The following is a 25,405-nucleotide window of genomic DNA, read 5'->3' on the forward strand; positions in this document are numbered from 1 at the left end:
TACGGACACCTACCCGGCGTGTGCCGGGTTCAGGCGGACATGGGCCGTTGCACCCGGATGGACTGCAACAGTCCGATCGCCACCCAGACGGCGAACATGGAGGATCCGCCGTAGGAGACGAAGGGCAGCGGCAGCCCGGCGACGGGCATGATGCCGAGCGTCATGCCGATGTTCTCGAAGGACTGGAAGGCGAACCAGGCGATGATCCCGGCGGCGACGACCGTGCCGTACAGCTCGGTGGTCTCGCGGGCGATCCGGCAGGCGCGCCACAGGACGACGCCCAGGAGCACGATGATCAGCCCCGCGCCGAGGAAGCCCAGCTCCTCGCCGGCGACGGTGAAGACGAAGTCGGTCTGCTGCTCGGGCACGAACTGGCCGGTGGTCTGGGTGCCTTCGAAGAGGCCGGTGCCGGTGAGTCCGCCGGAGCCGATCGCGATGCGGGCCTGGTTGGTGTTGTAGCCGACGCCCGCCGGGTCGAGCGCGGGGTTGGCGAAGGCGGCGAACCGGGCGATCTGGTAGTCGTCGAGCAGACCGAGCTGCCAGATGGCGACGGCCCCGCCCACACCTGCGCCGAGGAGGCCGAAGACCCAGCGGTTGGAGGCGCCGGAGGCCAGCAGGATGCCGAGGACGATGACGGCCATGACCATCACCGAACCGAGGTCCGGCATCAGCATGACGATGGCCATGGGGATGGCGGCGAGGCCCAGCGCCTTGGCGACGGTCCGGTGGTCGGGGTGGACCTGGTCGCCCGCGTCGACACGGGCCGCCAGCAGCATCGCCATCACGAGGATGATGGTGATCTTCGTGAACTCGGAGGGCTGGATCGAGAAGCCGGCGGGGAGCTTGATCCACGCGTGGGCGCCGTTGACGGTGGTGCCGAGCGGGGTGAGGACCGCCAGGACCAGCAGCACCGAGATGCCGTAGAGGACCGGGACGGCCCCGCGCAGCGTGCGGTGGCCGAGCCAGATCGTGCCGATCATCAGGGCGAGGCCGATGCCGGTGTTGAGGGCGTGCCTCAGGAGGAAGAAGTACGGGTCGCCCTGGGTGAGGTGGTCGCGGTTGCGGGTCGCGGACCACACGAGCAGCGCGCCGAGGAACGAGAGCGCGAGCGCCGCCCCGAGCAGCGGCCAGTCCAGCCGCCGTACGAGGGAGTCGCGGGCGGTCAGCTTGGCCCAGGAGCCCTGGTCGGGGCCGTAGCGGGAGACGGAGAATCCACCTGCCATCAGGGCTGCCTCCCGTTCGACGCCGGCGATCCGGTGAGTCCGGGCTGGCCTCCGGGCGGCAGGGGCAACTGGGGTTCCTGTCCGCCCGGCTGCTCCCCGGGCTCGGCCGGAGTGGGGTCGTAGGGCTTGACCTTGGGGGCGTAGATCGAGCCGTCGGGCTGGATCTTCGGCAGCGCCTTCTGGGGCTTCGGCAGCAGGGCCTTCTTCTTGTCCTGGTTGCCCTCGGCGTCGAGGCCGTAGAGCGCGTTGTAGATGTTGCGGACGGCGGGCCCGGCGGAGCCGGAGCCGGTGCCGCCCTGGGAGATCGTCATGACGATCGTGTAGTCGTCGGTGTAGGTCGCGAACCATCCGGTGGTCTGCTTGCCGTACACCTGGGCGGTACCGGTCTTGGCGCGCATCGGGATCTTGTCCTGCGGCCAGCCGCCGAACCGCCAGGCGGCGGTGCCGCCGGGCTCGACCACCGAGCGCAGCCCCTTGTCGAGGTCCTTGATGGTCTGGGCGTTGACCGGCAGTTTGCCGCCGGCCTTGGGCTTGATCTCCTGGACGGTCTTGCCGTCGGGGCTGATCACGGCCTTGCCGACGGTGGGCTCGTGGAGGGTGCCGCCGTTGCTGATGGCGGCGTAGGCGGTGGCCATCTGGATGGGCGTGACGAGCACGTCACCCTGGCCGATCGAGTAGTTGATGCTGTCGTAGGCCTTGAGCTGGTTGCCTTCGAGGCAGCTCTCGTACGCGATCTGCTGGACGTAGGTGCCGCCCTTCTTGCCCTCCTTGCACCAGGCGTCCTTGTTGGCCTCCCAGAAGTCCTGCTTCCACTGGCGGTCCGGGATGCGGCCCTTGACCTCGTTGGGCAGGTCGATGCCGGTCTCGGACCCGAGGCCGAAGTCACGGGCGGTGCGGTAGAACCAGTCCTTGGCGTCCTTCTTCGGCTTTATGCCGCCGTCACGCGCCCACTCCTCGTGGCCGAGGCGGTAGAAGACGGTGTTGCAGGAGTACTTGAGCGCGTCGCCGAGGGTGATGGGGCCGTGGCCCTGGGACTCGAAGTTGGCGAAGGTCTGGTTGCCCAGGCTGTAGGAGCTGCTGCACTGGTAGAGGTCGTCGAAGGCGTGGCCGGCGCGCACGGCGGCGCTGGCGGAGACCACCTTGAAGATCGAGCCGGCGGGGGCCTGGCCCTGGATGCCCCGGTTGAGCAGCGGGTAGTTGGACTTCTTGCTCGTGAGCTTGGCGTACTGCTTGCCGGAGATGCCGCCGACCCAGTCGTTGGGGTCGTAGTCGGGCTGGGAGGCCATCGAAACGACGCGGCCGGTCTTCGACTCCATGACGACGACGGCGCCGGAGTCGGCCTCGTACTTGCGGCCGGTGATCTTGTCGGTCTCCTGGCGGGCGGTCTTCATCGCCTGGGCCAGCTCGTACTCGGCGACCGCCTGGACGCGGGCGTCGAGGCTGGTGACGAGGGTGGAGCCGGAGACCGCCGGGTCGTTCTCCGCCTCGCCCATGACGCGGCCGAGGTTGTCGACCTCGTAGCGGGTGACGCCCGCCTTGCCGCGCAGCTCCTTGTCGTACGTGCGCTCCAGGCCGGAGCGGCCGACCTGGTCGGAGCGGAGGTAGGGCGAGGGGCCGTCCTGCGCCTTCTGGATCTCCTCGTCGGTGACGGGTGAGAGGTAGCCGAGGACCTGTGCGGTCTTCGCCTTGCCGGGTGCGGCGTAGCGGCGTACGGCGGTGGGTTCGGCGGTGATGCCGGGGAAGTCCTCGGCGCGCTCGCGGATCTGGAGGGCCTGCTGGGTGGTGGCCTCGTCGGTGACCGGGATCGGCTGGTACGGCGATCCGTTCCAGCAGGGCTGGGGGGTCTTGGAGTCGCAGAGGCGGACCTTGTCCCGGACGTCGCTCGCCTTCATGTCCAGGACGTCGGCGAGGCGGGTGAGTACCCCGACGCCGTCGTCCTTCATCTTCAGCAGCTCGGTGCGGCTCGCGGAGACGACGAGGCGGGTCTCGTTGTCGGCGAGCGGCACCCCGCGGGCGTCGAGGATCGAGCCGCGCACGGCGGGCTGGACGACCTGCTGCACACCGTTGCCCGCGGCTTCGGCGGTGTACTCGTCGCCGTTGCGGATCTGGAGGTACCACAGGCGCCCGCCGAGGGTGAGCAGCAGCGAGAAGACGAGGACCTGGATGACGATGAGCCGGATCTGGACCCGCTGGGTCCGCCCGGTCTCGGGAATGTTGCTCACGCGGTGCCCCCGGTGGTGGTCCTGCTGGGGGTACGGGGGTCGTCCCCCGGGAAACACGGCCTCACAGGCGCTTGACCCCCTTGATCCTGCCCGCGCGGGCGGCGCGGTTGCGAGCGGCCTTGACGCGCAGCCCGCCGCGCTGGTTGCCGATCCGCAGACCGGTGCCCGAGGCGAGCCAGCCGGCGGCGACGTCGTTGCCGCCGGACGAGGCCTCGGCGAGTGGATCGTTCTCGGTGCGTCTGGCCAGCGCCATGATGAGCGGCACGACGAAGGGCGCCAGCAGCAGGTCGTAGATCGCGGCCGTGAACAGCAGGCTGCCCAGGCCCACATGGCGGGCGGCGGTGTCGCCGACGAGGGCTCCGACGCCCGCGTACAGCAGGGTCGAGCCGATCGCGGCGGCGACGACCACGGCCATCGGGGCGAAGGCCGACTTCAGCTGGCCGTTCTCCGGCCGGGCCAGGCCCGCGAGGTAGCCGATGACGCAGAGCACCAGGGCGTAGCGTCCGGCGGCGTGGTCGGCGGGCGGGGCCAGGTCCGCGAGGAGGCCCGCGCCGAAGCCGATGAGGGAGCCGCTGACCGGCCCGTACACGAAGGCGAGGCCGAGGACGGTGAGGAGCAGCAGGTCGGGCACGGCCCCGGGGAGCTGGAGGCGGGCGAGGACGGAGACCTGGACGACGAGGGCGACGACGACCAGGACGATCGAGAGCAGAGTCCGGTTGATGCGCATGGGGATCAGCTCTACTCCTGGTCGTTGGCCGCGTTGTCGGGTTGGGCGTTGCCCTGCTGGTCGCCTGCCGCGTCACCGGCGGCGTCGCCGCCCGGCTGCTCGTTGGTGTTGCCGACGACCTTGCCCGAGCCGTCCACCAGGTCTCCGTTGGGCTGGACCGTGACGGTGACCGTGGGGGTCGGCTTCGGCTTCTTCTTGGCGGGCTGCTTGGGCAGGACCATGTCGCGCGGGTCCTCGCGGGGCGCCTGGACGACGACGCCGACGATGTCGAGCTTGGTGAACCCGACATACGGCTTCACGTAGACGGTCCGGGTCAGCGCTCCGCCGGAGGGGTCGACGCGGACGACCTCGCCGACCGGGACGCCGGGCACGAAGGGCTTGTCCTTGCTGGAGCCGAAGGTGACCAGCCGGTCACCGGCCTTCACCTTGGCCTTGCCGTTGAGGAACTGCACCGACAGCGGGCGGGAGCCCTGGCCGGTGGCGAAGCCGAGCTCGTCGGTCTTCTCCATCCGGGTGCCGACGGTGAAGTCGGGGTCGTTGGCGAGCAGGACCGTCGCGGTGGAGGGGCCGACGGTGGTGACCCGGCCGACCAGCCCCTCCCCGTTGAGGACGGTCATGTCGCGGCGGATGCCGTCGTCGGCGCCGGCGTCGATGGTGACCGTCCAGGAGAAGCCCTGGGCCGCTCCTATGGCGATGACCTCGGCGCCCTTGATGCCGTACTGTCCGGCGCCCGCGTTCTTCAGCATGGCGTCGAGCTGGCGGACCCGGCTGTTGGTGCGGTCGTCGCTGCCGAGCCTGGCCTTCAGCGCGGCGTTCTCCTGCTCCAGGGTGGAGATGCGGTCGTGCCGGTTGCCGGAGTCCCGTACCGCGCCTATGGCGTTGCCCACCGGGTCGACCGCTGCCGCCACGCCGTTCTCGACCGGCCCGAAGACGGTGGCCGCGGCCTGCCTCGCACCGTCGACCGGTGACTCCTCGCCGCCTCGGATATCCACCGTGATCAGGGCGAATGCGATGGCGATCAGCAGCACCAGGAGCAGCCGGCTCTCTCGTGTGTCCCTCACGTGCGGCGGCCGTGCCTTCCTCGTCGGAATGTTCGTGCCTGTGTGTACGTGCCTGTGTGTACGTCGCTGTGCCTGCGTCCGCCGCGTCGGTGTGTCTCCGCGTCGGAACAGGTACAGCAACGATCTATATCAACGATCCGGCGGGCGGAGCGTCAGCGTCCGCTCGCCGGATCGGGTGGTGTCCCCCGAGGGGCCGCCTCCCGAAGACGCGCTAGCGGCGGGGCTGGGCGTCCAGCACCTGCTGGAGCGCCTCGAACTCCTCGACGCACTTGCCGGAGCCGAGCGCCACCGAGTCCAGCGGGTCCTCGGCGATGTGGATCGGCATGCCCGTCTCGTGGCGCAGCCGCTCGTCCAGACCGCGCAGCAGCGCGCCGCCGCCGGTGAGGACGATGCCGCGGTCCATGATGTCGCCGGACAGCTCGGGCGGGCACTTGTCGAGCGTCGTCTTCACGGCGTCGACGATCGCGTTGACCGGTTCCTCGATGGCCTTGCGGACCTCGGCGGCCGAGATGACGACCGTCTTGGGCAGCCCGGACACCAGGTCGCGGCCGCGGATCTCGGTGTGCTCGTCCTTCTCCAGGTCGAACGCCGAACCGATGGTGATCTTGATCTGTTCCGCGGACCTCTCACCGAGGAGGAGTGAGTACTCCTTCTTGATGTGCTGGATGATCGCGTTGTCCAGCTCGTCACCGGCGGTACGGATCGACTGGGCGGTCACGATGCCGCCGAGCGAGATCACGGCGACCTCGGTGGTACCGCCGCCGATGTCGACGACCATGTTCCCGGTGGCCTCGTGGACCGGCAGACCGGAACCGATGGCCGCGGCCATGGGCTCCTCGATGATGTGCACCTGGCGCGCGCCGGCCTGCGTGGACGCCTCGATGACGGCGCGGCGCTCGACCCCGGTGATACCGGAGGGCACACAGACGACGACGCGGGGGCGGGCCAGGTAGCGACGCTTGTGGATCTTGAGGATGAAGTAGCGGAGCATCCGCTCGGTGATCTCGAAGTCGGCGATCACGCCGTCCTTCAGGGGCCGCACGGCAACGATGTTGCCCGGTGTGCGCCCGATCATCTTCTTGGCCTCGGAGCCGACCGCCAGAATTCCGCCGGTGTTGGTGTTGATGGCCACGACGGACGGCTCGTTCAGAACGATGCCGCGCCCCCTGACGTACACCAGCGTGTTGGCAGTCCCGAGGTCGATAGCCATGTCACGGCCGATGAACGACATTGAGTTCCCCTTGTTCCCCATGAGGATGCGTCGGGCCTTCCCAGGTAGCGGAGATGGCTGGTTCTGGTAGGCGAGGTTGGCGCTGCGGGCGTGGAAGCTTCCATCGTAGTGCCGTATGCACGGACACAGCGCGAGGGTCCTTCGCCAGTGTGAGCGGAACGGGTGCCCGTTCTACCCATGGTGACGTTACGTCGAAGGGATGCGTTCCCGCGATCCCAAACCCTATGCCGAGGGGCGACCGAATTACTTCGGTCGCCCCAGGCGTACAGCGCTGTTTGGCCGATCGGGTCAGGAAAGTCCCGGAAAGAAAAGCTTCAGTTCCCGCTCCGCGGACTCCTCGGAGTCCGAGGCGTGGATGAGGTTCTCGCGGGTGATCGTGCCGAAGTCACCACGGATGGACCCGGGCGCGGCGGCGATCGGGTCGGTGGGGCCGGCCAGGGTGCGGACACCCTCGATGACCCGCTCGCCTTCGGCCACCAGGGCGACGACGGGGCCGGACCGCATGAACTCCATGAGCGGCTCGTAGAACGGGCGGCCCTTGTGCTCGCCGTAGTGCTGCTCCAGCGTCTCGTGGTCCAGGGTGCGCAGCTCCAGCGCGGTGATCCGCCAGTCCGCCTTGCGCTCGATGCGGCCGACGATCTCGCCGATCAGGCCACGGCGGACCGCGTCGGGCTTGAGCAGGACGAGAGTGCGCTGAGTCATGTACGGCTCCTTGCAAGGCCAGGCATACGAGTGCGGTGAGGGCGAGATTACAGGGGTTCGGGGGCGGGTCTGCGCCCGGGTTCACCCAGGGTCACCTCCGGGCCCCGGGTTTCCGGGGGCCGAAGGGGCCGGCCGCGCGGGCCGACGGGCCCGGCACGATCCGGAGACCCGGACACGGAGAGGACCGGCCCGGGGCTCAAGATCTCAGGGCCCAAAGATCTCAGGGCCTCAAGGCCTCAGGCCGTGGCCTCAGGCCGTGGCCTCTTCGGCTTCCTGCCGGGCGGCCCAGTCGGCCTTGGCCTCGTCGATCTTGCGCCCGTAGTGGATCGAGGCCCACCACAGACCGCCGAAGGCCAGACCCAGGATGAACATCGTCGGGACCACGAACCCGCTCAGGACCAGGGCGACCTGGAGCGCCCAGCCCAGCTGGACACCGCCCGGCCGGGTGATCATGCCGCACAGCAGCACGGAGAGGAGCATGCCGGTGCCGCACACCGTCCAGACCACGGCCATGGAGGCGTCGTCCAGCTTCATCGCGACGAGACCGGCGAAACCGATCACGAAGAACTCACCGATCAGCGTCGAGGCGCAGAGCGTCCGCATCTTTCTCTCAGCCCCTTCCCAGCAGCAGCCGGGCTTCGCCGACCGTGATCACGGATCCGGTCACCAGCACCCCGGCGCCCGCGTACTCGTCCTCTTCCTCGGCCAGCGTGATCGCCGCCTCCAGCGCGTCGTCGAGACGCGGCTCCACCTGGACCCGGTCGTCGCCGAAGACCTCGACGGCGATCGCGGCCAGCTCGTCCGCGTCCATCGCGCGGGCGGTGGAGTTCTGCGTGACGACGATCTCCGCGAAGATCGGCTCGAAGGCCTCCAGGAGCCCGCGGGCGTCCTTGTCGCCGCTCGTGCCGACCACGCCGATCAGCCGGGAGAAGCTGAACGCCTCGGAGATCCCGTCCGCCGCCGCCTTGGCCCCCGCCGGGTTGTGCGCGGCGTCCAGCACGACGGTCGGGCTGGAGCGCACGACCTCCAGGCGGCCGGGCGAGAGCACCGAGGCGAACGCCTTGCGGATCGCGTCGATGTCGAGGGAGCGGGCCTGCTCGGCGCCGATGCCGAAGAACGCCTCGACGGCGGAGAGCGCCACCGCGGCGTTGTGCGCCTGGTGGGCCCCGTAGAGGGGAAGGAAGATGTCGGTGTACTCGCCACCGAGGCCGCGCAGCGTCAGGAGCTGTCCGCCGACCGCGATCTCGCGCGAGGTGACGCCGAACTCCATGCCCTCGCGGGCCACGGTGGCGTCGACCTCGACGGCCTTCTTGAGCATCACCTGCGCGGCGTCCACCGGCTGCTGCGCCAGGATGACCGTGGCGCCCTGCTTGATGACGCCGGACTTCTCGCCGGCGATCTCGGCCGGCGTGGTGCCGAGCCGGTCGGTGTGGTCCAGCGAGATGGGGGTGACGACGGCGACCGTGGAGTCGATGACGTTCGTCGCGTCCCAGGTGCCGCCCATGCCGACCTCGACGACCGCCACGTCGACGGGCGCGTCGGCGAAGGCCGCGTACGCCATGCCGGTGAGGACCTCGAAGAAGGAGAGCCGGTAGGGCTGCTGGGCGTCGACCATCTCGACGTACGGCTTGACGTCCTCGTACGTCTCGATGAACCGCTCGGGTGTGATCGGGGAGCCGTCGAGGCTGATCCGCTCGGTGATCGACTGGACGTGCGGGGAGGTGTAGCGGCCGGTGCGCAGCTCGAACGCGTTGAGCAGGGCCTCGATCATGCGGGCCGTGCTGGTCTTGCCGTTGGTGCCGGTGATGTGGATGGAGGGGTAGGCGCGCTGTGGCTCGCCGAGGACGTCCATCAGCGCGGCGATGCGCGTGACGGACGGCTCCAGCTTGGTCTCGCCCCAGCGTCCGGCGAGCTCCTGCTCCACCGCGCGCAGCGCCTTGTCGGTCTCGGGGTCGGCCGGGCGGGCCGGGACCGCTTCGCCCTGGGGCTGACCCGAGTGGGCGCGCAGTGTGCGGCTCCCGGCCTCGATCACCGCCAGGTCGGGGTCGCGCTGGGTCGCCTCGTCGACGATCTCCTCGAAGGTGTCGTCGGGATCGGGCGCGTCGTGCCGGTCTGAAGGGCGGGGCTCACTCACGCGCCCAGTCTACGGATGGGCGCCGACATCGCGCGCAGCGCCCGGCGGAGTGGGGACGGGCGGGGCACGGGGGGCGTACGGCGAAGCCCCCGCGCCCCGGTCGGTCGGGGTGGGCGGGGGCTTCGGCTTCAGGACATCAGCTCTGCGGGAGGGCCGCCAGCTGGGCGCCGATCCGCTCGATGTCGGCCTCGGCCTTGGAGAGCCGGCCGCGGATCTTGTCGACCACGTTGTCCGGGGCCTTGGCCAGGAAGGCCTCGTTGCCGAGCTTGCCCTCCGCCTGGGCCTTCTCCTTCTGCGCGGCCTCCAGGTCCTTCGTGAGGCGCTTGCGCTCGGCCGGCACGTCGATGGTGCCGGACAGGTCCAGGGCGACGGTGGCCCCGGCGACCGGGAGGGAGGCGGTGGCGCTGAAGCCCGTTCCGGCCGCTTCCAGGCGCAGCAGCTGGCGGATGGCCGCCTCGTGCGGGGCGAGCGCGGTACCGACGAGGGTCAGCTCCGCGGGGACCTTCTGCCCGGGCTTGAGCCCCTGGTCGCCCTTGAAGCGGCGGACCTCGGTGATGACCTGCTGGACCAGCTCGATCTCCTTCTCGGCCGCCTCGTCGCGGAAGCCGGAGTCCGCGGGCCAGTCGGCGATGACCACGGACTCGCCGCCGGTCAGCGTGGTCCACAGCGTCTCCGTGACGAACGGGACGATCGGGTGGAGCAGGCGCAGGGTGACGTCGAGGACCTCGCCGAGGACCCGGCCGGAGACCTTGGCCTGCTCGCCACCGGCGAAGAACGTCGTCTTGGACAGCTCGACGTACCAGTCGAAGACCTCGTCCCACGCGAAGTGGTACAGCGCGTCGGAGACCTTGGCGAACTGGAAGTCGTCGTAGTACCGGTCGACGTCGGCGACGGTCTCGTTGAGGCGCGACAGGATCCAGCGGTCGGTGGCCGTCATCGCGGAGGGGTCCGGGAGCGGTCCCTCGATCGTCGCGCCGTTCATCAGGGCGAAACGGGTGGCGTTCCAGATCTTGTTGGCGAAGTTGCGGGAGGCCTTGACCCAGTCCTCGCCGATCGGGACGTCGGCGCCCGGGTTGGCGCCGTTGGCCAGGGTGAACCGGACGGCGTCGGAGCCGTAGGCGTCCATCCACTCGATCGGGTCGACCGCGTTCGGGTTCGACTTCGACATCTTCTTGCCGAACTCGTCGCGGACCAGGCCGGTGAGGGCGACCGTCTTGAACGGCACCTCGCCGTCCATCGCGTACAGGCCGAACATCATCATCCGGACGACCCAGAAGAAGATGATGTCGTGGCCGGTGAGCAGGACGTCCGTGGAGTAGAACTTCTTCAGGTCCGGCGTCTGTTCCGGCCAGCCGAGCGTGGAGAAGGGCCACAGGCCCGAGGAGAACCAGGTGTCCAGGACGTCCTCGTCCTGGGTCCAGCCCTCGCCGGTGGGCGCCTCGTCGTCGGGGCCGACGCAGACGACCTCGCCGTTCGGCCCGTACCAGACGGGGATGCGGTGGCCCCACCAGAGCTGGCGCGAGATCGTCCAGTCGTGGAGGTTGTCGACCCAGTCGAAGTACCGCTTCTCCATGTCCTTGGGGTGCAGGGTGACCCGCTCGTCGCGGACCGCGTCACCGGCGGCCTTGGCGAGCGTCTCGACCTTGACCCACCACTGGAGGGAGAGCCTCGGCTCGATGGTGGTCTTGCAGCGGGAGCAGTGCCCGACGGAGTGGACGTACGGTCGCTTCTCCGCGACGACACGCCCCTGTTCGCGCAGCGCGGCGACGATGGCCGAGCGGGCTTCGAAGCGGTCGAGACCCTGGAAGGGGCCGGGCACGGTGATGACACCGCGCTCGTCCATGACCGTGAGGGACTCCAGGTCGTGGCGCTGGCCGATCGCGAAGTCGTTCGGGTCGTGCGCCGGGGTCACCTTGACGGCGCCGGTGCCGAACTCCGGGTCGACGTGGGTGTCGGCGACGACCGGGATGGTGCGGTCGGTGAGCGGCAGCTTGATGCGCTTGCCGATGAGGTGGGCGTAGCGCTCGTCGTCGGGGTGGACGGCGACGGCGGTGTCGCCGAGCATCGTCTCGACCCGGGTGGTGGCGACGACCAGGGTCTCGTCGTCCTCGCCGTACTTCAGGGAGACGAGCTCGCCGTCGTCCTCCTGGTAGTCCACCTCGATGTCCGAGATGGCGGTGAGGCAGCGCGGGCACCAGTTGATGATGCGCTCGGCGCGGTAGATCAGACCGTCGTCGTAGAGGTCCTTGAAGATCTTCTGGACGGCGCGGGAGAGGCCCTCGTCCATGGTGAACCGTTCGCGTGACCAGTCGAGGCCCGCGCCCAGGCGACGCAGCTGGCCGAGGATCCGGCCTCCGTACTCTTCCTTCCACTGCCAGACCCGCTCGACGAAGGCATCGCGGCCGATGTCGTGGCGGGACTTGCCCTCCTCGCCGAGCTGCTGCTCCACCTTGTTCTGCGTGGCGATGCCGGCGTGGTCCATGCCGGGCAGCCACAACGTCTCGAAGCCCTGCATCCGCTTGCGGCGGGTGAGGGCGTCCATCAGCGTGACCTGGAAAGCGTGTCCCAGGTGCAGGGCGCCGGTGACGTTGGGCGGCGGGATGACGATGGTGTACGGGGGCTTCTCGCTCTTGGCGTCGGCCTCGAAGTAACCGCGCTCCACCCAGCGCTCGTACAGCTTCCCCTCTACGTCGGCCGGCGTGTACGTGGTCGGCAGTTCGGGGTTGCTGGCTGGCTGCTGCGATGAGTTCTCGGTCACGGGAGACAGTTTAGGGCCGTCACAGCTCTGCACTGAAACGGATTGGTTCAGTAACGGTGTCCGACCCGATCCCCCATGTCAGGGCGGCTTCCGTCAGGATGTTGGCAACGTATAAGGAATTCTGGAGGGGACACCGCAATGAGCTACAACCAGCCGGGCCCGTACGGCGGGCAGCCGCCGCAGGGCCAGCCCGGGCCGTACGGACAGCAGCCGGGCCCGTACGGGGCCCCGCCGCCCCAGGGCCCCCCGCAGGGTCAGCCCGGCTACGGCTACCCGCAGCAGGCCCCGCAGGGCGTCCCTCCGCAGCAGCCGAACCCGTACGGGCAGCCGCAGCAGCCGCAGCAGGGCTACGGCTACCCGCAGGCCCAGCAGCCCGGCCCCTACGGCCAGCAGCCGCCGGCGCCTCCGTACGGCGGGCAGCCGGGGTACGACGGGCAGCAGCCGCAGCAGCCGAAGAAGAAGACCGGCCTGATCGTGGGCGTGGCCGTGGTGGCCCTGGCGGTCATCGCGGGCGGGGTGTACTTCCTGACCTCGGGCGGCGGCAGCGGTGACGTGGCGGACTCCACGAAGGGGTACAAGCTGACGCCCCCGGCGTCCGTGGAGGATTACACGAAGAATCCCTCCAAGCCCGCGGCATCCGGCCCGGTTACCGGTGAGGACAAGGCCGAGGCCGAGGCCATGGGCGTCAAGGACGCCAACAAGGCGGGGGCCCAGTACCAGAGCGGCAGCAAGGACAATCCGCTGGCGCAGAAGGTGCTCATCTTCGAGGGCGTCTGGGGCGAGATCTCGGACCCGGCGAAGACGCTCGACGGCGCGTTCGCCAAGGCCGAGAAGAACATGACGAAGGACACCGGCAGCGGCACCAAGGGCTCCTGGGTGGGCAGCCCCAAGGAGTTCAAGCCGGACGGCTTCGACGGTGCGCTGATGAAGTGCCAGGAACTCAAGGTGGACACCAGCCAGGGCAGCTCCGCCTCCACGAAGGGGCCGAAGAAGTTCGCCATGCCGGTCTGCATCTGGGCCGACTACAGCACGGTGGGCATCGTCGCCGGTCTCGACGTCGCCTCGGCGCTGACGGAGAAGTCGGTGCCGCAGGAGGAGATGGCCGACCTCGCCGCCAAGCTCTACGAAACCTCCCGCACCAAGGTCTGATCCGACCTGATCTGATCTGATCGCTCAACGCCGAAGGGGCGCCCGCCGGTTCGTCCGGTGGGCGCCCCTTCGGCGTGGTCAAGTCTTCTGCGGCTAGGCCGACTTCTCGTGCCGGCCGCCGTCGTTCTTGCCGATCGTGCGCGGCTCGCGCGGGACCAGCGTCGGGTTGACGTTGTTGCGGACGACGTCGGGAGTGATGACGACGCGGGCGACGTCCTTGCGGGACGGGACCTCGTACATCACGGACTGGAGGACTTCCTCCATGATCGCGCGCAGACCGCGTGCGCCGGTCTGGCGCAGGATCGCCTGGTCGGCGATGGCCTCCAGCGCCTCGCGCTCGAACTCCAGCTCCACACCGTCGAGTTCGAAGAGGCGCTCGTACTGCTTGACCAGGGCGTTGCGCGGCTCGATGAGGATCTGGAGCAGGGCCTCGCGGTCCAGGTTGTGGACCGAGGTCAGCACGGGGAGACGGCCGATGAACTCGGGGATCATCCCGAACTTCACCAGGTCCTCCGGCATGACCTCCTGGAACTGGTCGCTCGCCTGGATCTCCAGCTTGGAGCGGATCGTGGCGCCGAAGCCGATGCCCTTGGCACCGGCCCGGGACTCGATGATCTTCTCCAGGCCGGAGAACGCGCCGCCCACGATGAACAGCACGTTCGTCGTGTCGATCTGGATGAACTCCTGGTGCGGGTGCTTCCGTCCGCCCTGCGGCGGTACGGAGGCGGTGGTGCCCTCCAGGATCTTCAGCAGGGCCTGCTGTACGCCCTCGCCGGAGACATCGCGGGTGATCGACGGGTTCTCGCTCTTGCGGGCGACCTTGTCGATCTCGTCGATGTAGATGATCCCGGTCTCGGCCTTCTTGACGTCGTAGTCGGCCGCCTGGATCAGCTTGAGCAGGATGTTCTCGACGTCCTCGCCGACATAGCCGGCCTCCGTCAGCGCCGTCGCGTCCGCGATGGCGAACGGGACGTTGAGCATGCGGGCCAGCGTCTGCGCGAGCAGCGTCTTACCGGAACCCGTGGGGCCCAGCAGGAGGATGTTCGACTTGGCCAGCTCGATCGCGTCCTCGCGATTGCCGCCGCCGTTCTCCCCGGCCTGGACCCGCTTGTAGTGGTTGTACACCGCGACCGAGAGGGCCTTCTTCGCGGGCTCCTGCCCGACGACATACCCCTCCAGGAACTCGTAGATCTCGCGAGGCTTGGGAAGCTCCTCCCAGCGCACCTCGCTCGTCTCCGCGAGCTCCTCCTCGATGATCTCGTTGCAGAGATCGATGCACTCGTCGCAGATGTACACACCGGGTCCCGCGATGAGCTTCTTCACCTGCTTCTGGCTCTTTCCGCAGAACGAGCACTTGAGCAGGTCGCCGCCATCACCGATGCGTGCCACGAGGTGAATCCCCTTCGCCTGGGAGACGCCTGGTTCAGCGACTCCTGGTGCCTCTGTCCGACGGTACCTTGCCTGGGCCCCCGTACGGGCCCCCCTTGGCACGGTTCACACGGCCGTGGCCGTGCAAACGGAATGTGCCAAGGGGAAAGACCGACGTCAGAGCGATGCGCCCGCGGTGGTCTTGCGGGTGCTAACGATCTGGTCCACCAGACCGTACGCCAGGGCGTCCTCGGCCGTGAGGATCTTGTCGCGCTCGATGTCCTCGCTGATCTTCTCCAACGGGGTCGTCGAGTGCCGGGCCAGCATCTCCTCCAGCTGCGTGCGCATGCGAAGGATCTCGTTGGCCGCGATCTCCAGGTCGGAGAGCTGCTCGCGGCCCGTCTGCGAGGACGGCTGGTGGATGAGCACCCGGGCGTGCGGGAGCGCCATGCGCTTGCCCGGGGTGCCCGCGGCGAGCAGGACAGCGGCGGCGGAGGCCGCCTGGCCCATGCAGACCGTCTGGATGTCCGGCTTCACGAACTGCATCGTGTCGTAGATCGCGGTGAGCGCGGTGAACGAGCCGCCGGGGCTGTTGATGTAGATCGAGATGTCGCGGTCGGGGTCCATCGACTCCAGGCACAGCAGCTGCGCCATGACGTCGTTGGCCGAGGCGTCGTCGATCTGGACGCCCAGGAAGATCACGCGCTCCTCGAAGAGCTTCGCGTACGGGTCGTACTCGCGCACGCCCTGCGAGGTGCGCTCCACGAAGCGCGGGACGACGTAGCGGTTGTCCACCTGCGGGCCGGTGTAGAGGCCGCTCGCGGAGGCGCCGGAGAAGTTGTTCATGTGGGTGTTCACCATCCTGGTGGCGTTCTGTGGGCTGGAGGTCTCGGCGTGCGAGAGGCGTACGGGAGGTGGTGCGGCCGGTCCGGTGGGAGCCGGATCAGGCACCGGTGCCGCCGCCGCCCGGGATGCCCGACGCGACCGTGATGATCTCGTCGATGAGGCCGTAGTCCTTGGCCTCCTCCGCCGTGTACCAGCGGTCGCGGTCGCCGTCGCGGATGATCGTCTCGACGGTCTGGCCGGAGTGGCGGGCGGTGATCTCCGCCATCCGCGTCTTGGTGCGGAGCAGGTACTGGGCCTGGATCTTGATGTCCGAGGCCGTTCCGCCGATGCCGGCCGAACCCTGGTGCATGAGGATGTCGGTGTTCGGGAGCGCGAAGCGCTTGCCCGCGGCGCCGCCGGTGAGCAGGAACTGGCCCATGGAGGCGGCCATGCCCATGCCGATGGTGACGACGTCGTTCGGGATGTACTGCATGGTGTCGTAGACCGCCATGCCGGCCGTCACCGAACCACCGGGGCTGTTGATGTAGAGGTAGATGTCCTTGTCGGGCTCTGCGGCAAGGAGGAGAAGCTGTGCGGTGATCTTGTTGGCGATGTCATCGTCGACCTGCTGACCGAGGAAGATGATGCGCTCGCCGAGCAGTCGGCTGTAGACCTGGTCACCGAGGCCTCCACCGAGGGACGGCTCTCCGGCGGCGTAGGGCATCAGATTCGTCACGTATCCACCTGCTCGTCTCTGACGGCTCCGGCCGTCTCAGCGTCTTCGTACCGGGCGGGTGAAGTCACTGCCCCACCCTTCCTCTTCATGGACCCTAACGCGCAGGTGGGACAACGCCATCCCGCTTCCGCAACTGTTCGCTGGGAGCGCAAGGTCCGCAGTGGGCACAAGGGTTCCGGGGTTCGCACAGCGATACGGCGCGCTCCACGCCGCGATACGGCGACGGGCCCCGGACGCGTGGAGCGTCCGGGGCCCGTCGTACCGGGCGGCGCCAAGGCCGCCCTGGGGATCGGGACGAGGCTCAGGCCTCGTTCTTCTCCTCGGCCTTGTCCTCCGCCTTGTCCTCGGTGGCGGCCTCGGCGGGCGCCTCCGTGGTCTCGGCGGTGGCCTCGGCGGCCTCTTCCTCGTCCTCCAGGTCGACGACCTCACCGTTGGTGTCGACGACCTTGGCGGCCTCGACGACGACGGCGAGCGCCTTGCCGCGGGCGACCTCGCCGACGAGCATCGGCACCTGGCCACCCTCGACGACGGCCTGGGCGAACTGGTCGGGACTCATGCCGGAGGAGGCAGCGCGCCGCATGAGGTGCTCGGTGAGCTCCTCCTGGTTGACGTTCAGCTTCTCCTTGTTGACGAGCTCGTCAAGGATGAACTGGGTCTTGATGCCCTTGACGGCCTGCTCGGAGGTCTCGTTCTCGAACTCCTCCAGCGTCTTGCCCTGGATTTCGAGGTACTTCTCGAGGTCGAGACCCATCTGACCGAGCTGGTGGTGCTCCAGGTTGTGCTTGCGGGTCTGGACCTCGTCCGCGAGCAGCTTCTCCGGGATCGGGACCTCGGCGAGCTTCAGCAGCTCCTCCAGGACGCGCTCCTGGGCCTGCGTGGCCTGGTCGTACTGCTTGGTGGTCTCCAGGCGCTTGCGGCTGTCGGCCTTCAGCTCCTCCAGCGTGTCGAACTCGCTGGCCATCTGGGCGAAGTCGTCGTCCAGCTCGGGAAGCTCACGGGCGGCGACGGCGGTGACCTTGACGGTGACCTCCGCGGCCTTGCCCTCGGCGGAGCCGCCCTTCAGCTCGGAGGTGAAGGTGGCCTCGCCGCCGGCCTCCAGGCCGGTCACGGCCTCGTCGATGCCTTCGAGGAGCTCGCCGGAACCGATGGTGTACGAGACACCGTCGGCCACGCCGTCCTCCAGGACCTCGCCGTCGACCTTGGCCTCCAGGTCGATCGTGACGACGTCGCCGTCGGCGGCGGCGCGCTCGACCGGGTTGGTGGCGGCGAAGCGCTCACGGAGCTGCTCCACGGCCTTCTCGACCTCTTCGTCGGTGACCTCAAGGGCGTCGACGGTGACCTCGATGCCGGAGTAGTCCGGGATCTCGATCTCGGGGCGTACGTCAACCTCGGCGGTGAAGGCCAGCAGCTCGCCGTCCTTCAGCTCGGTGATGTCGACCTCGGGCTGGCCGAGGACGTTCAGCTCACCCTCGTTGACCGCCTCGGTGTAGAACTTCGGGAGGGCGTCGTTGACGGCCTCCTCCAGCACCGCACCGCGGCCGAACCGCTGGTCGATGACCCGGGCGGGGATCTTGCCCTTGCGGAAGCCCTTCACCGTGACCTGCTGGTTGATCTTCTTGTACGCCGCGTCGAGGCTGTCCTTGAGCTCCTCGAAGGGCACCTCAATGCTGAGCCGAACCCGGGTCGGGTTCAGGGTCTCCACGGCGCTCTTCACGGTTCGGTCTCCTTGGTGGCTGACTTCTTGGGGTTCTGCTGGGCCGCCGATTGGCGGCTTCGCGGACCGAGCCCGGTACATCAGACACACGGGCACGCATTTTGCATAGTAACGGCAAGGGGGATGACTCCCACAATGCGATCTTGCTGGTGGTCGGGGTGGCCGGATTCGAACCGACGACCTTCCGCTCCCAAAGCGGACGCGCTACCAAGCTGCGCCACACCCCGTCGGTGCGACACGTAGGGTACATGCCCCGGAGCCGTGGTTCCGCCGCTTTACGGAGCGGTGTCAGGGGGTCCGGTCCGGAAGCGGACCGGTGGTCGGCACAACCGGTGTGCGGGCACCGCCGCCGACCCGCTACGATGCTCTTCGTGCCGCGGTCCACGGACCTGCGGTGCGACGCTCGCGGGCGTAGCTCAATGGTAGAGCCCTAGTCTTCCAAACTAGCTACGCGGGTTCGATTCCCGTCGCCCGCTCCACGCAGTCGAGGGCCGGGCCGGAGGATGATCCTCCGGCCCGGCCCTCGTGCGTTGCCGTGCTTCGGCAGCCCGCCCGGGCCCCAGCAGCCGGCCCCGGCCTCAGAAGCTGATCTGGTTGATGGTGTCGGCTATCGAGTTCATGAACCTGTTGATCGACGGCGCCATGCCGGTCGACGCCAGGAAGAAGCCGAAGAGCACGGCGACGATCGCGGGACCGGCCTTGATGGAGCCACCACGGATCATTACCACCAGGATGACCGCGAACAGCAGCACCATAGACAGTGAAATAGCCACGTCTGATCACACCCTCGGTCGGTCCGCCTTGCCGGCCCGGAAGCGTGCACCACCGCGCGCCCCGTCGCCCCCATCGTGCCACCAACTCCCCCGTGGTTGCTGCCGGGTGACGGAACGGACTGACGGGATCCCGCCATCCTTCACGGGACGGCCACCGGACGGCGCCACGCCCGCGACGGACGCGGCAGGACGCCCGCCCCGCACCGTGGCGGGGAAGCGCCCGGGAGCCGCGGGACCCTCGCGCCATCTGTGCGCCGGCTGTGAAATTCCTTCGGCCGAATATCCACCACGTCGATCGTTTCCGCATCCCCACACTTCATTCACAGGCAATTGACCGCGTGGATGCGACGTAATTCACTTCACCCAACACCCTGCCGATATGCACCATTTAAGCGGGATCAAGCATGCCATAGCGGGCGGTGGTCGACGGTTTCACATTCGAATAGAGGGGAACACGCGATATCTCCCCGCAGTTTTACGCGAGACAATCGACCGGTCTAAGGTGCCTTAGATGTTCCAAGCTCCGAGCGTATTTCAGAGGGCCCCGCTCCCCCCGGCGACCCGGGAGTCGGAGCCCAGACACGAGCAGACGCTCACCGCCACCGCACCCCGGCCCGCCTCCGGGCCCAGCGCTCAGGACGCCGTCGCTCCGGCACCCGCGGCGGCGAGGAAGCGCGATCCCTACTTCGACAATGTGAAGTATCTGGCCATCGTTCTCGTCGCGGTGGCGCACGCCTGGGAACCCGTGATGGACGGCAGCCGCGCCACCCGGGCGCTGTACATGATCGTGTACACGTTCCACATGCCGGCCTTCATCCTCATCTCCGGCTATTTCTCCCGCTCGTTCGACATGACGCCGTCCAAGGTGCGGCGGCTGATCACCTCGGTCGCGGTGCCGTACGTGCTGTTCGAGACGGCCTATTCGCTCTTCAAGCGGTACGCGGACGATTCGCCGGACATGGCGATCAGTCTGATCGACCCGTTCTTCCTGACCTGGTTCCTGATCGCCCTCTTCATCTGGCGGGTGACCACGCCGATCTGGCGCACGCTGCGCCATCCGCTGCCGGTGGCGCTCGCCATCGCCGTGCTCGCCTCCGTATCCCCCGAGATCGGCGACGACCTCGACCTCCAGCGGGTGCTGCAGTTCCTGCCGTTCTTCGTGCTCGGTCTGCTGATGAAGCCCGAGCACTTCCAGCTGGTCAGGCGGCGCGAGGTGCGGCTGCTGTCCCTGCCGCTGTTCGCCGGTGCGCTGCTCTTCGCGTACTGGATGGCCCCGCGCATGGAGCTCGGCTGGTTCTACCGCGCCAACAGCGCGCAGGAGATGGACGCGCCGTGGTGGTCCGGCGCGGTGATGACGCTCGCGATGTTCGGCTGCGCCCTGGCGCTGACGGTCGGCTTCCTGGCCTGGGTACCCGGCCGGGCCCGGTGGTTCACGGCGCTCGGCGCCGGAACGATCTGCGGCTACCTGCTGCACGGCTTCCTGATCAAGGGGGCCGAGTACGCGGGCCTGTTCGACCGCCACACCTGGCTCTCCGACCCGGTCGGGCTGGTCGTCGTCTCGCTCACCGCGGCGGTGGCGGTGACGCTCATGTGCACCCCCTGGGTGGGGCGCGCCCTGAAGTGGGCCACCGAGCCGGAGCTGAAGTGGGCGTTCCGGAAGGACCCCGCGGGGCGCTGAGCCCCCCTGGCGGACCGGCCGTTCACGGAACGGCCGACGCCCCCCTCGCCGCTCTCCCTGATCCACCCGCCGGCCCGGCCGCGGGTGGATCAGTGCGTCTCCGGGTTGGCCGGATTCTTTCGGTCGGGGGGTGATGCGTCGCCGGTCAGCCCCAACAGCTCGCGTACCTGCGCATACTTCGCCGCCAGTCGGGTACGGGTCGCCGCGTCCAGGACCGCGAGGCGCTCGGGATCCGCGTTGTGGGCGAGGTCCGCCTCCTTGACGAGCAGCGCGCCCGGAGTGGCCAGGATCCGCGCGGCGTACGAGGACAGCTCCTCGCCCGGCCGCTTGGTCACCGCCAGGACCATGTCCTTCACCTCCTGCGGGAGGGCCGCGGCAGCCAGCCACTCCGCCGGGAGCGCGGCGTCCTCGATCGCGTCGTGCAGCCAGGCCGCCGCGATCTGCCCGTCGTCGCCACCGCGCACCCGCACTCCTTCGGCCACCGCCGCCAGGTGCTCGGCGTACGGACGGCCCGCCTTGTCGGTCTGCCGCGCATGGGCCTCGCGGGCGATGGCCTCCACGTCGGCGACGCTCAGATCGTGTCCAGTCATGGGCCGACCCTACGGCCGCGCACGGCAGGACAGCCGGGGCCGTGTCCGAGCCGGTTCCGGGGCCGAAACCGAACTCGTCTCGTCCGCCGGGCTGTTGGTGTCGCCCCCCGACGGTCCCCATAGCGGAAGCTGGACGACAAATGATGACAATCCGGCAGACCCATAGTTGCAGAGTCAATCGTTCGGTAAACTAATTACTGATGGATTCTTAATGCCCCCTTGACCAGCTCTTGACCGACCCCGAAGGATCAGGCTCATCGGACACGCAGACACCCTTCTCGCCATGGGCGGCGCCTTCCTCGCCGCTGCCGTCCTCGCCCGCCTCGGCGGCCGCATCGGGCTGCCGACGATTCCCTTGTTCATCCTGGCCGGGATCCTCCTGGGCCCGCACACCCCCGGCTACACGCTCCTGAAGAACCCGCACGACCTGGAGATGCTCTCCGCGCTGGGACTCGTCCTCCTGCTCTTCTACCTGGGGCTCGAGTTCCACATGGACGACCTCAAGACGGGCGGCCGGAAGATGGCCATCGCCGGCGGGACGTATCTCCTGCTGAACGTCGGCGCCGGTCTCGCCTTCGGCTTCGCGCTGGGCTGGGGCACGGCGGAGGCGCTGGTCCTCGCCGGTGTCCTCGGCATCTCCTCGTCCGCGATCGTCACCAAGATCCTGGTGGACCTCGGGCGCATCGGGAATCCGGAGACCCGGCCGATCCTCGGCATCATCGTCGTCGAGGACATCTTCCTCGCCCTGTACCTCGCCGCGCTCCAGCCGATCCTGTCCGGTGCGGACAGCCTCTCGGCCGCGCTGCTCGACGGCGGCAAGGCCTTCGGCTTCCTGCTGCTGCTCGCCCTGGCGGCCCGGTTCGGCACGAAGCTCATCGGCAAGCTCATGAACACCAAGGACGACGAGCTGCTCGTCATCTCCTTCCTGGGTGTGGCCGTCTTCGTCGCCGGTGTCTCCGAGATGTTCGGCGTCGCCGACGCGATCGGTGCGTTCATGGTCGGCCTGATGCTCGGCTCCACCTCGTCCGCCGACCGCATCCTGAAGCTCGTCCACCCGCTCCGCGACGCGTTCGGGGCGATCTTCTTCTTCGCCTTCGGCCTCTCCATCGACCCGGGCGACCTTCCGAGCGTTCTGTGGCCGGTGCTGGCCGCCGTCGTGCTGACGCTCGCCATGAACATCGCGGCCGGGCTGGCGGCGGCGAGGGTGTACTCCTTCGGCGCGCAGGCCACGTCCAACATCGCCACCACCCTGGTCGCCCGCGGTGAGTTCGCGCTCATCCTGGCCACGATGGCGGCGGCCGCCGGACTGGACGAGCGGCTCTCGCCGTTCATCGCCGGCTACGTCCTCCTGCTCGCCGTCCTCGCGCCGCTGGCCGCCGGACGCTCCCACTGGCTGGCCCGCTTCCTGCCGGGCGGCCGCAGGAAGGACGACGACCAGGACCAGAAACAGGTGCCCGTGTCGGTCTGAGCGGCAGCGAACGGCGGAGAGGCGCCCTGATACCCGGTCTCCGGGTGACGGGCGCCTCTCCGCCGTTCGGCGTCCGGTGTCGGACGCCTCTCCGCCCTCTTCGCTGTTCCGCGCCCGGTGCCCGGTGCCGGTGTCCCGGCCGAAGGGCGCTCAGGCCCGGCGGGAGAGGAGGAGCAGGGCCCGGTCGTCGTTGACGTCCTTGGCGCAGGCCTCGATCAGATGCCAGGCCGCGCCCTCGAAGCCGGTGGAGACATAGCGGTCGGCCTCGCCCGTCAGCAGGTCGATGCCCTCGGACATGTCCCGGTCGGAGGCCTCCACCAGACCGTCGGTGAACAGCATCAGGACGTCGCCCGGCGCGAGCGATCCCTTCACCGCGTCGAACTCGGCCCCGTCGTAGACCCCGAGCAGGGGCCCCTCCCCGGACTTCTCCTCCCACTGGCCCGTGCCCGCGTGCAGTTGGAGGGCGGGCGGATGACCTGCGGAGAAGATCTCGTAGTCGCCCGATTCCAGGTCCAGCACCAGATGGATCGAGGTGGCGAAGCCCTCGTCCCAGTCCTGGCGCAGCAGATAGCCGTTGGCGGCGGGCAGGAAGGCGTGCGGGGGCAGCGAGCCGAGCAGTCCGCCGAAGGCGCCGGACAGCAGCAGGGCCCGGGAGCCCGCGTCCATGCCCTTGCCAGAGACGTCGGTGAGGACGGCCTCCAGGGTGCGGCCCCCGTGGGTGCGGGCCGCGACGACGAAGTCCCCGGAGAACGACTGGCCGCCGGCCGGGCGCAGGGCCATCTCGCGGTGCCAGCCCTGGGGCAGCCGCGGCAGGGCGCTCTGGACCCGGATGCGTTCGCGCAGGTCGAAGAGCATCGTGCCGCCGCGCCGCCAGGGCACGCCGACCCGGGCCCGGAACTGGGCCAGGATCAGCCCGAAGAAGCCGCAGGCCGCGACGACGAGCACCGTGCCGGGAGTGACCCGGGCGGGGCCGTCCAGGTACGGGCCGAGGGTGAGCGCCTCGACGATCAGTGCGCCGGCGGCCGTCGCGTAGAGGCCCAGCAGGCTGGCGGGGCGCAGCAGGAGGCCGCCCGCCACGATGGGCAGGGAGAGGGCGGCCGGGTCGATCCAGACCGGGCTCGCGACGGTGGCGAGGGTGATGGCCGGAATCGTAAGCAGCAGGCCGGCGAGGGCGATCCAGTCGGAGCCGTCGCCGCGGAAGTAGTCGACCCCGGATTTGCGCAGGCCGATGCGGGCCCGGTGCAGGTTTCTGCGCCACCGGGCCCCGAAGTCGTCTACTCCTCCGCTACGGGCCATTGCCGGGACCTTATCGACCCGAACGCCTCCGGTGCAGGGGGACCCCGGTGACAATGTGCTCGAAAGGGGATCGTCCGCGCGCCGGGAACCGATTTCGCGTGGCATATGACACGGGTGCGCGGGCCCGGGGCGTCAGTCGCCGGAGGGTCCCGAGGGCTGGCACCGGGGGCACCAGAAGAGGTTGCGGGAGACCAGGTCCGCGGTGCGGATCTCCGTGCGGCAGATGTGGCAGGGGAGGTTCGCGCGGCGGTAGACGTAGACCTCGCCGCCGTGGTCGTCCTTGCGGGGCGGGCGGCCCATGGCCTCGGGGAGGTGTTCGGGGCGGACGGTGTCGATCCGGTTGTTCCGCACGCCTTCGCGCATCAGCTCCCCCAGGTCCGCCCAGATCGTGTCCCACTCGGCGCGGGTGAGGTCCCTGCCCGTGCGGTACGGGTCGATGCCGTGGCGGAAGAGGACCTCGGCGCGGTACACGTTGCCGACGCCCGCGATGACCTTCTGGTCCATCAGCAGGGCGGCGACGGTGGTCCGGCTGCGGGAGATCCGCTGCCAGGCGCGCTCGCCGTCCTCGTCGCCGCGCAACGGATCCGGGCCCAGGCGCTCGTGTATCGCGCGCTTCTCGGGCTCGGTGATCAGGGCGCAGGTGGTGGGGCCGCGCAGATCCGCGTGGTGGCCGGCGTTGACCAGCCGGAGTCGGACCGTGTCGGTGGGCGGCGGGGGCGGGGCGGCGCCGAAGCCGAGCTTGCCGAAGAGGCCGAGGTGGATGTGGACCCAGCCGGTGTCGCCGAAGCCGAGGAAGAGGTGCTTGCCGTGGGCGTCGGTGGCGGTGAGGGTCCGCCCGTCGAGCAGGGCCGCGCTGTCGGCGAACTTGCCCTGCGGGCTGCTCACCCGTACCGGCGCGCCCGCGAACCGTTCGGCGTGGTCGTCGGCGAGGCGGCGGATGGTGTGTCCCTCGGGCACGGCGGGGCTCCTGCTGGAAGGGCGGGCGGCGGTAGGGGTGTGGCGGGCGGCGGTAGGGGTGTGTGCCGGGCGGCGGCATGGCCGTGCCGCCGGGTTCGGGACCCGGCGGCACGAGGGGAGAGAGGGGTGCGGATCAGCCCTGCTGCGGGTGGTGGGCGGGGATCGGGGGGAGCTCGCCGGTGGTCTCGTACACCGCGAGCATCTCGATGCGGCGCGTGTGGCGCTCCTCGTTCGAGTACGGCGTGTTGAGGAAGATCTCGACGAACTTCGTGGACTCCTCGACCGTGTGCATCCGGCCGCCGATGGCGACGACGTTGGCGTCGTTGTGCTCGCGGCCGAGGGCGGCGGTCTGCTCGCTCCAGGCCAGTGCGGCGCGGACGCCCTTGACCTTGTTGGCGGCGATCTGCTCGCCGTTGCCGGAGCCGCCGATCACGATGCCGAGGCTGTCCGGGTCGGCGGCCGTCTTCTCCGCGGCGCGCAGGCAGAACGGCGGGTAGTCGTCCTGGGCGTCGTAGATGTGGGGGCCGCAGTCGACGGCCTCGTGGCCGTGGGCGCCGAGCCACTCGACGAGGTGGTTCTTGAGTTCGTAGCCGGCATGGTCGGATCCGAGGTACACGCGCATGGTGCGAAGTGTGGCACGAACTTCGCGGAGTGACCGTCAGCGGGGTCGGGGCCGCCCGCCTCGTTCGATGTGGTCAACACCACTCGGGCAACGATCAGGCAAACGATCCGAAAGAGGGGGTTCCGCTTCCGTCTCTTTCCGGGCTTGAATGCGTGGCCTTGTCTTCGCACC

The 25,405-nt window shown here is 69.3% G+C and carries 21 protein-coding genes and 2 tRNA genes; 4 read left to right on the top strand and 19 right to left on the bottom strand.

Going from position 1 to position 25,405, the window contains the following annotated elements; all coding sequences use genetic code 11:
• Nucleotides 1-29 precede the first annotated feature (29 nt).
• From rodA to D581_RS0121100, 9 genes are all read right to left on the bottom strand, one after another.
• Complete coding sequence (gene rodA / locus D581_RS0121060; protein ID WP_018959183.1) at nt 30-1,223, bottom strand: rod shape-determining protein RodA; 1,194 nt, start codon at nt 1,221-1,223, stop codon at nt 30-32.
• The gene (gene mrdA, locus D581_RS0121065; RefSeq protein WP_018959184.1) at nt 1,223-3,445 is read right to left on the bottom strand and encodes a penicillin-binding protein 2; all 2,223 of its coding nucleotides are present in this window, start codon (nt 3,443-3,445) and stop codon (nt 1,223-1,225) included. Before mrdA ends, rodA begins: the two co-directional genes overlap by 1 nt.
• A 61-nt stretch (nt 3,446-3,506) precedes the next feature.
• Nucleotides 3,507-4,172 carry a rod shape-determining protein MreD gene (mreD, locus tag D581_RS0121070; RefSeq protein ID WP_018959185.1) on the bottom strand — a complete coding sequence of 222 codons (666 nt, stop codon included), beginning with the start codon at nt 4,170-4,172 and terminating at the stop codon, nt 3,507-3,509.
• An 11-nt stretch (nt 4,173-4,183) separates the two neighbouring features.
• Entirely contained in the window at nt 4,184-5,233 is a 1,050-nt protein-coding gene (mreC, locus tag D581_RS0121075) for a rod shape-determining protein MreC (RefSeq protein ID WP_018959186.1), read from the bottom strand.
• 211 nt (nt 5,234-5,444) lie between these two features.
• Nucleotides 5,445-6,464, bottom strand: a complete 1,020-nt coding sequence (locus D581_RS0121080) for a rod shape-determining protein (protein ID WP_018959187.1) — start codon at nt 6,462-6,464, stop codon at nt 5,445-5,447.
• 288 nt (nt 6,465-6,752) lie between these two features.
• A complete protein-coding gene (gene ndk / locus D581_RS0121085; RefSeq protein WP_018959188.1) occupies nt 6,753-7,166 on the bottom strand; it encodes a nucleoside-diphosphate kinase in 414 nt (137 codons plus the stop codon).
• 249 nt (nt 7,167-7,415) lie between these two features.
• Nucleotides 7,416-7,769: a DUF4233 domain-containing protein gene (locus D581_RS0121090; protein ID WP_018959189.1), complete on the bottom strand. Its 354-nt coding sequence runs from the start codon at nt 7,767-7,769 to the stop codon at nt 7,416-7,418.
• A 7-nt stretch (nt 7,770-7,776) separates the two neighbouring features.
• Nucleotides 7,777-9,300 carry a bifunctional tetrahydrofolate synthase/dihydrofolate synthase gene (folC, locus tag D581_RS0121095; protein WP_018959190.1) on the bottom strand — a complete coding sequence of 508 codons (1,524 nt, stop codon included), beginning with the start codon at nt 9,298-9,300 and terminating at the stop codon, nt 7,777-7,779.
• A 136-nt stretch (nt 9,301-9,436) separates the two neighbouring features.
• On the bottom strand, nt 9,437-12,058 hold the full coding sequence (locus D581_RS0121100; protein ID WP_018959191.1) for a valine--tRNA ligase: 2,622 nt from the start codon (nt 12,056-12,058) through the stop codon (nt 9,437-9,439).
• 138 nt (nt 12,059-12,196) lie between these two features.
• Here D581_RS0121100 and D581_RS0121105 point away from each other — a divergent pair, with 138 nt between their 5' ends.
• A complete protein-coding gene (locus D581_RS0121105; protein WP_018959192.1) occupies nt 12,197-13,207 on the top strand; it encodes a hypothetical protein in 1,011 nt (336 codons plus the stop codon).
• Nucleotides 13,208-13,300: 93 nt separating this feature from the next.
• On the opposite strand, the gene clpX is transcribed toward D581_RS0121105, so the two are convergent.
• The 5 genes from clpX to D581_RS0121130 form a co-directional block, all read right to left on the bottom strand.
• Entirely contained in the window at nt 13,301-14,596 is a 1,296-nt protein-coding gene (clpX, locus tag D581_RS0121110; protein ID WP_018959193.1) for an ATP-dependent Clp protease ATP-binding subunit ClpX, read from the bottom strand.
• Nucleotides 14,597-14,752: 156 nt separating this feature from the next.
• Nucleotides 14,753-15,436 carry an ATP-dependent Clp protease proteolytic subunit gene (locus tag D581_RS0121115; protein WP_006124415.1) on the bottom strand — a complete coding sequence of 228 codons (684 nt, stop codon included), beginning with the start codon at nt 15,434-15,436 and terminating at the stop codon, nt 14,753-14,755.
• Nucleotides 15,437-15,518: 82 nt separating this feature from the next.
• The gene (locus D581_RS0121120; protein ID WP_169808568.1) at nt 15,519-16,124 is read right to left on the bottom strand and encodes an ATP-dependent Clp protease proteolytic subunit; all 606 of its coding nucleotides are present in this window, start codon (nt 16,122-16,124) and stop codon (nt 15,519-15,521) included.
• A 313-nt stretch (nt 16,125-16,437) separates the two neighbouring features.
• A complete protein-coding gene (tig, locus tag D581_RS0121125) occupies nt 16,438-17,850 on the bottom strand; it encodes a trigger factor (RefSeq protein WP_018959194.1) in 1,413 nt (470 codons plus the stop codon).
• Between the two features lie 150 nt (nt 17,851-18,000).
• Nucleotides 18,001-18,077 (bottom strand) — tRNA-Pro (locus tag D581_RS0121130).
• 178 nt (nt 18,078-18,255) lie between these two features.
• Between D581_RS0121130 and D581_RS0121135 the strand changes: the two genes are divergently transcribed.
• Nucleotides 18,256-18,329, top strand: a tRNA-Gly gene (locus D581_RS0121135).
• A gap of 99 nt (nt 18,330-18,428) precedes the next feature.
• Here D581_RS0121135 and D581_RS0121140 read toward each other — a convergent pair.
• Entirely contained in the window at nt 18,429-18,623 is a 195-nt protein-coding gene (locus D581_RS0121140; RefSeq protein WP_026290750.1) for a hypothetical protein, read from the bottom strand.
• Nucleotides 18,624-19,134: 511 nt separating this feature from the next.
• Between D581_RS0121140 and D581_RS0121145 the strand changes: the two genes are divergently transcribed.
• Nucleotides 19,135-20,301 (top strand): acyltransferase family protein, encoded by a 1,167-nt coding sequence (locus D581_RS0121145; protein WP_026290751.1) that lies wholly within the window; start codon nt 19,135-19,137, stop codon nt 20,299-20,301.
• 89 nt (nt 20,302-20,390) lie between these two features.
• Here D581_RS0121145 and D581_RS0121150 read toward each other — a convergent pair whose 3' ends face one another.
• Nucleotides 20,391-20,891: an HD domain-containing protein gene (locus D581_RS0121150; RefSeq protein WP_018959197.1), complete on the bottom strand. Its 501-nt coding sequence runs from the start codon at nt 20,889-20,891 to the stop codon at nt 20,391-20,393.
• 283 nt (nt 20,892-21,174) lie between these two features.
• Here D581_RS0121150 and D581_RS0121155 point away from each other — a divergent pair, with 283 nt between their 5' ends.
• On the top strand, nt 21,175-22,359 hold the full coding sequence (locus D581_RS0121155) for a cation:proton antiporter (protein WP_018959198.1): 1,185 nt from the start codon (nt 21,175-21,177) through the stop codon (nt 22,357-22,359).
• Between the two features lie 150 nt (nt 22,360-22,509).
• Here the strand turns inward: D581_RS0121155 and D581_RS0121160 are convergent, their stop codons facing one another.
• The 3 genes from D581_RS0121160 to D581_RS0121170 form a co-directional block, all read right to left on the bottom strand.
• The gene (locus D581_RS0121160; protein ID WP_018959199.1) at nt 22,510-23,655 is read right to left on the bottom strand and encodes a PP2C family protein-serine/threonine phosphatase; all 1,146 of its coding nucleotides are present in this window, start codon (nt 23,653-23,655) and stop codon (nt 22,510-22,512) included.
• Nucleotides 23,656-23,787: 132 nt separating this feature from the next.
• Complete coding sequence (locus D581_RS0121165) at nt 23,788-24,612, bottom strand: DNA-formamidopyrimidine glycosylase family protein (RefSeq protein WP_018959200.1); 825 nt, start codon at nt 24,610-24,612, stop codon at nt 23,788-23,790.
• Nucleotides 24,613-24,745: 133 nt separating this feature from the next.
• Nucleotides 24,746-25,234: a ribose-5-phosphate isomerase gene (locus tag D581_RS0121170; RefSeq protein ID WP_018959201.1), complete on the bottom strand. Its 489-nt coding sequence runs from the start codon at nt 25,232-25,234 to the stop codon at nt 24,746-24,748.
• Nucleotides 25,235-25,405 lie beyond the last annotated feature (171 nt).

This window comes from Streptomyces sp. CNB091, from assembly GCF_000377965.1.

Coding starts and splice junctions, on each gene's coding strand:
- rodA (WP_018959183.1), bottom strand. CDS start 1,223: ATGGCAGGTGGATTCTCCGTCTCCCGCTACGGCCCCGACCAGGGCTCC.
- mreD (WP_018959185.1), bottom strand. CDS start 4,172: ATGCGCATCAACCGGACTCTGCTCTCGATCGTCCTGGTCGTCGTCGCC.
- D581_RS0121080 (WP_018959187.1), bottom strand. CDS start 6,464: ATGTCGTTCATCGGCCGTGACATGGCTATCGACCTCGGGACTGCCAAC.
- ndk (WP_018959188.1), bottom strand. CDS start 7,166: ATGACTCAGCGCACTCTCGTCCTGCTCAAGCCCGACGCGGTCCGCCGT.
- D581_RS0121090 (WP_018959189.1), bottom strand. CDS start 7,769: ATGCGGACGCTCTGCGCCTCGACGCTGATCGGTGAGTTCTTCGTGATC.
- D581_RS0121105 (WP_018959192.1), top strand. CDS start 12,197: ATGAGCTACAACCAGCCGGGCCCGTACGGCGGGCAGCCGCCGCAGGGC.
- D581_RS0121115 (WP_006124415.1), bottom strand. CDS start 15,436: ATGGTGAACACCCACATGAACAACTTCTCCGGCGCCTCCGCGAGCGGC.
- D581_RS0121120 (WP_169808568.1), bottom strand. CDS start 16,124: ATGCCCTACGCCGCCGGAGAGCCGTCCCTCGGTGGAGGCCTCGGTGAC.
- D581_RS0121145 (WP_026290751.1), top strand. CDS start 19,135: ATGTTCCAAGCTCCGAGCGTATTTCAGAGGGCCCCGCTCCCCCCGGCG.
- D581_RS0121150 (WP_018959197.1), bottom strand. CDS start 20,891: ATGACTGGACACGATCTGAGCGTCGCCGACGTGGAGGCCATCGCCCGC.
- D581_RS0121155 (WP_018959198.1), top strand. CDS start 21,175: ATGGGCGGCGCCTTCCTCGCCGCTGCCGTCCTCGCCCGCCTCGGCGGC.
- D581_RS0121160 (WP_018959199.1), bottom strand. CDS start 23,655: ATGGCCCGTAGCGGAGGAGTAGACGACTTCGGGGCCCGGTGGCGCAGA.
- D581_RS0121170 (WP_018959201.1), bottom strand. CDS start 25,234: ATGCGCGTGTACCTCGGATCCGACCATGCCGGCTACGAACTCAAGAAC.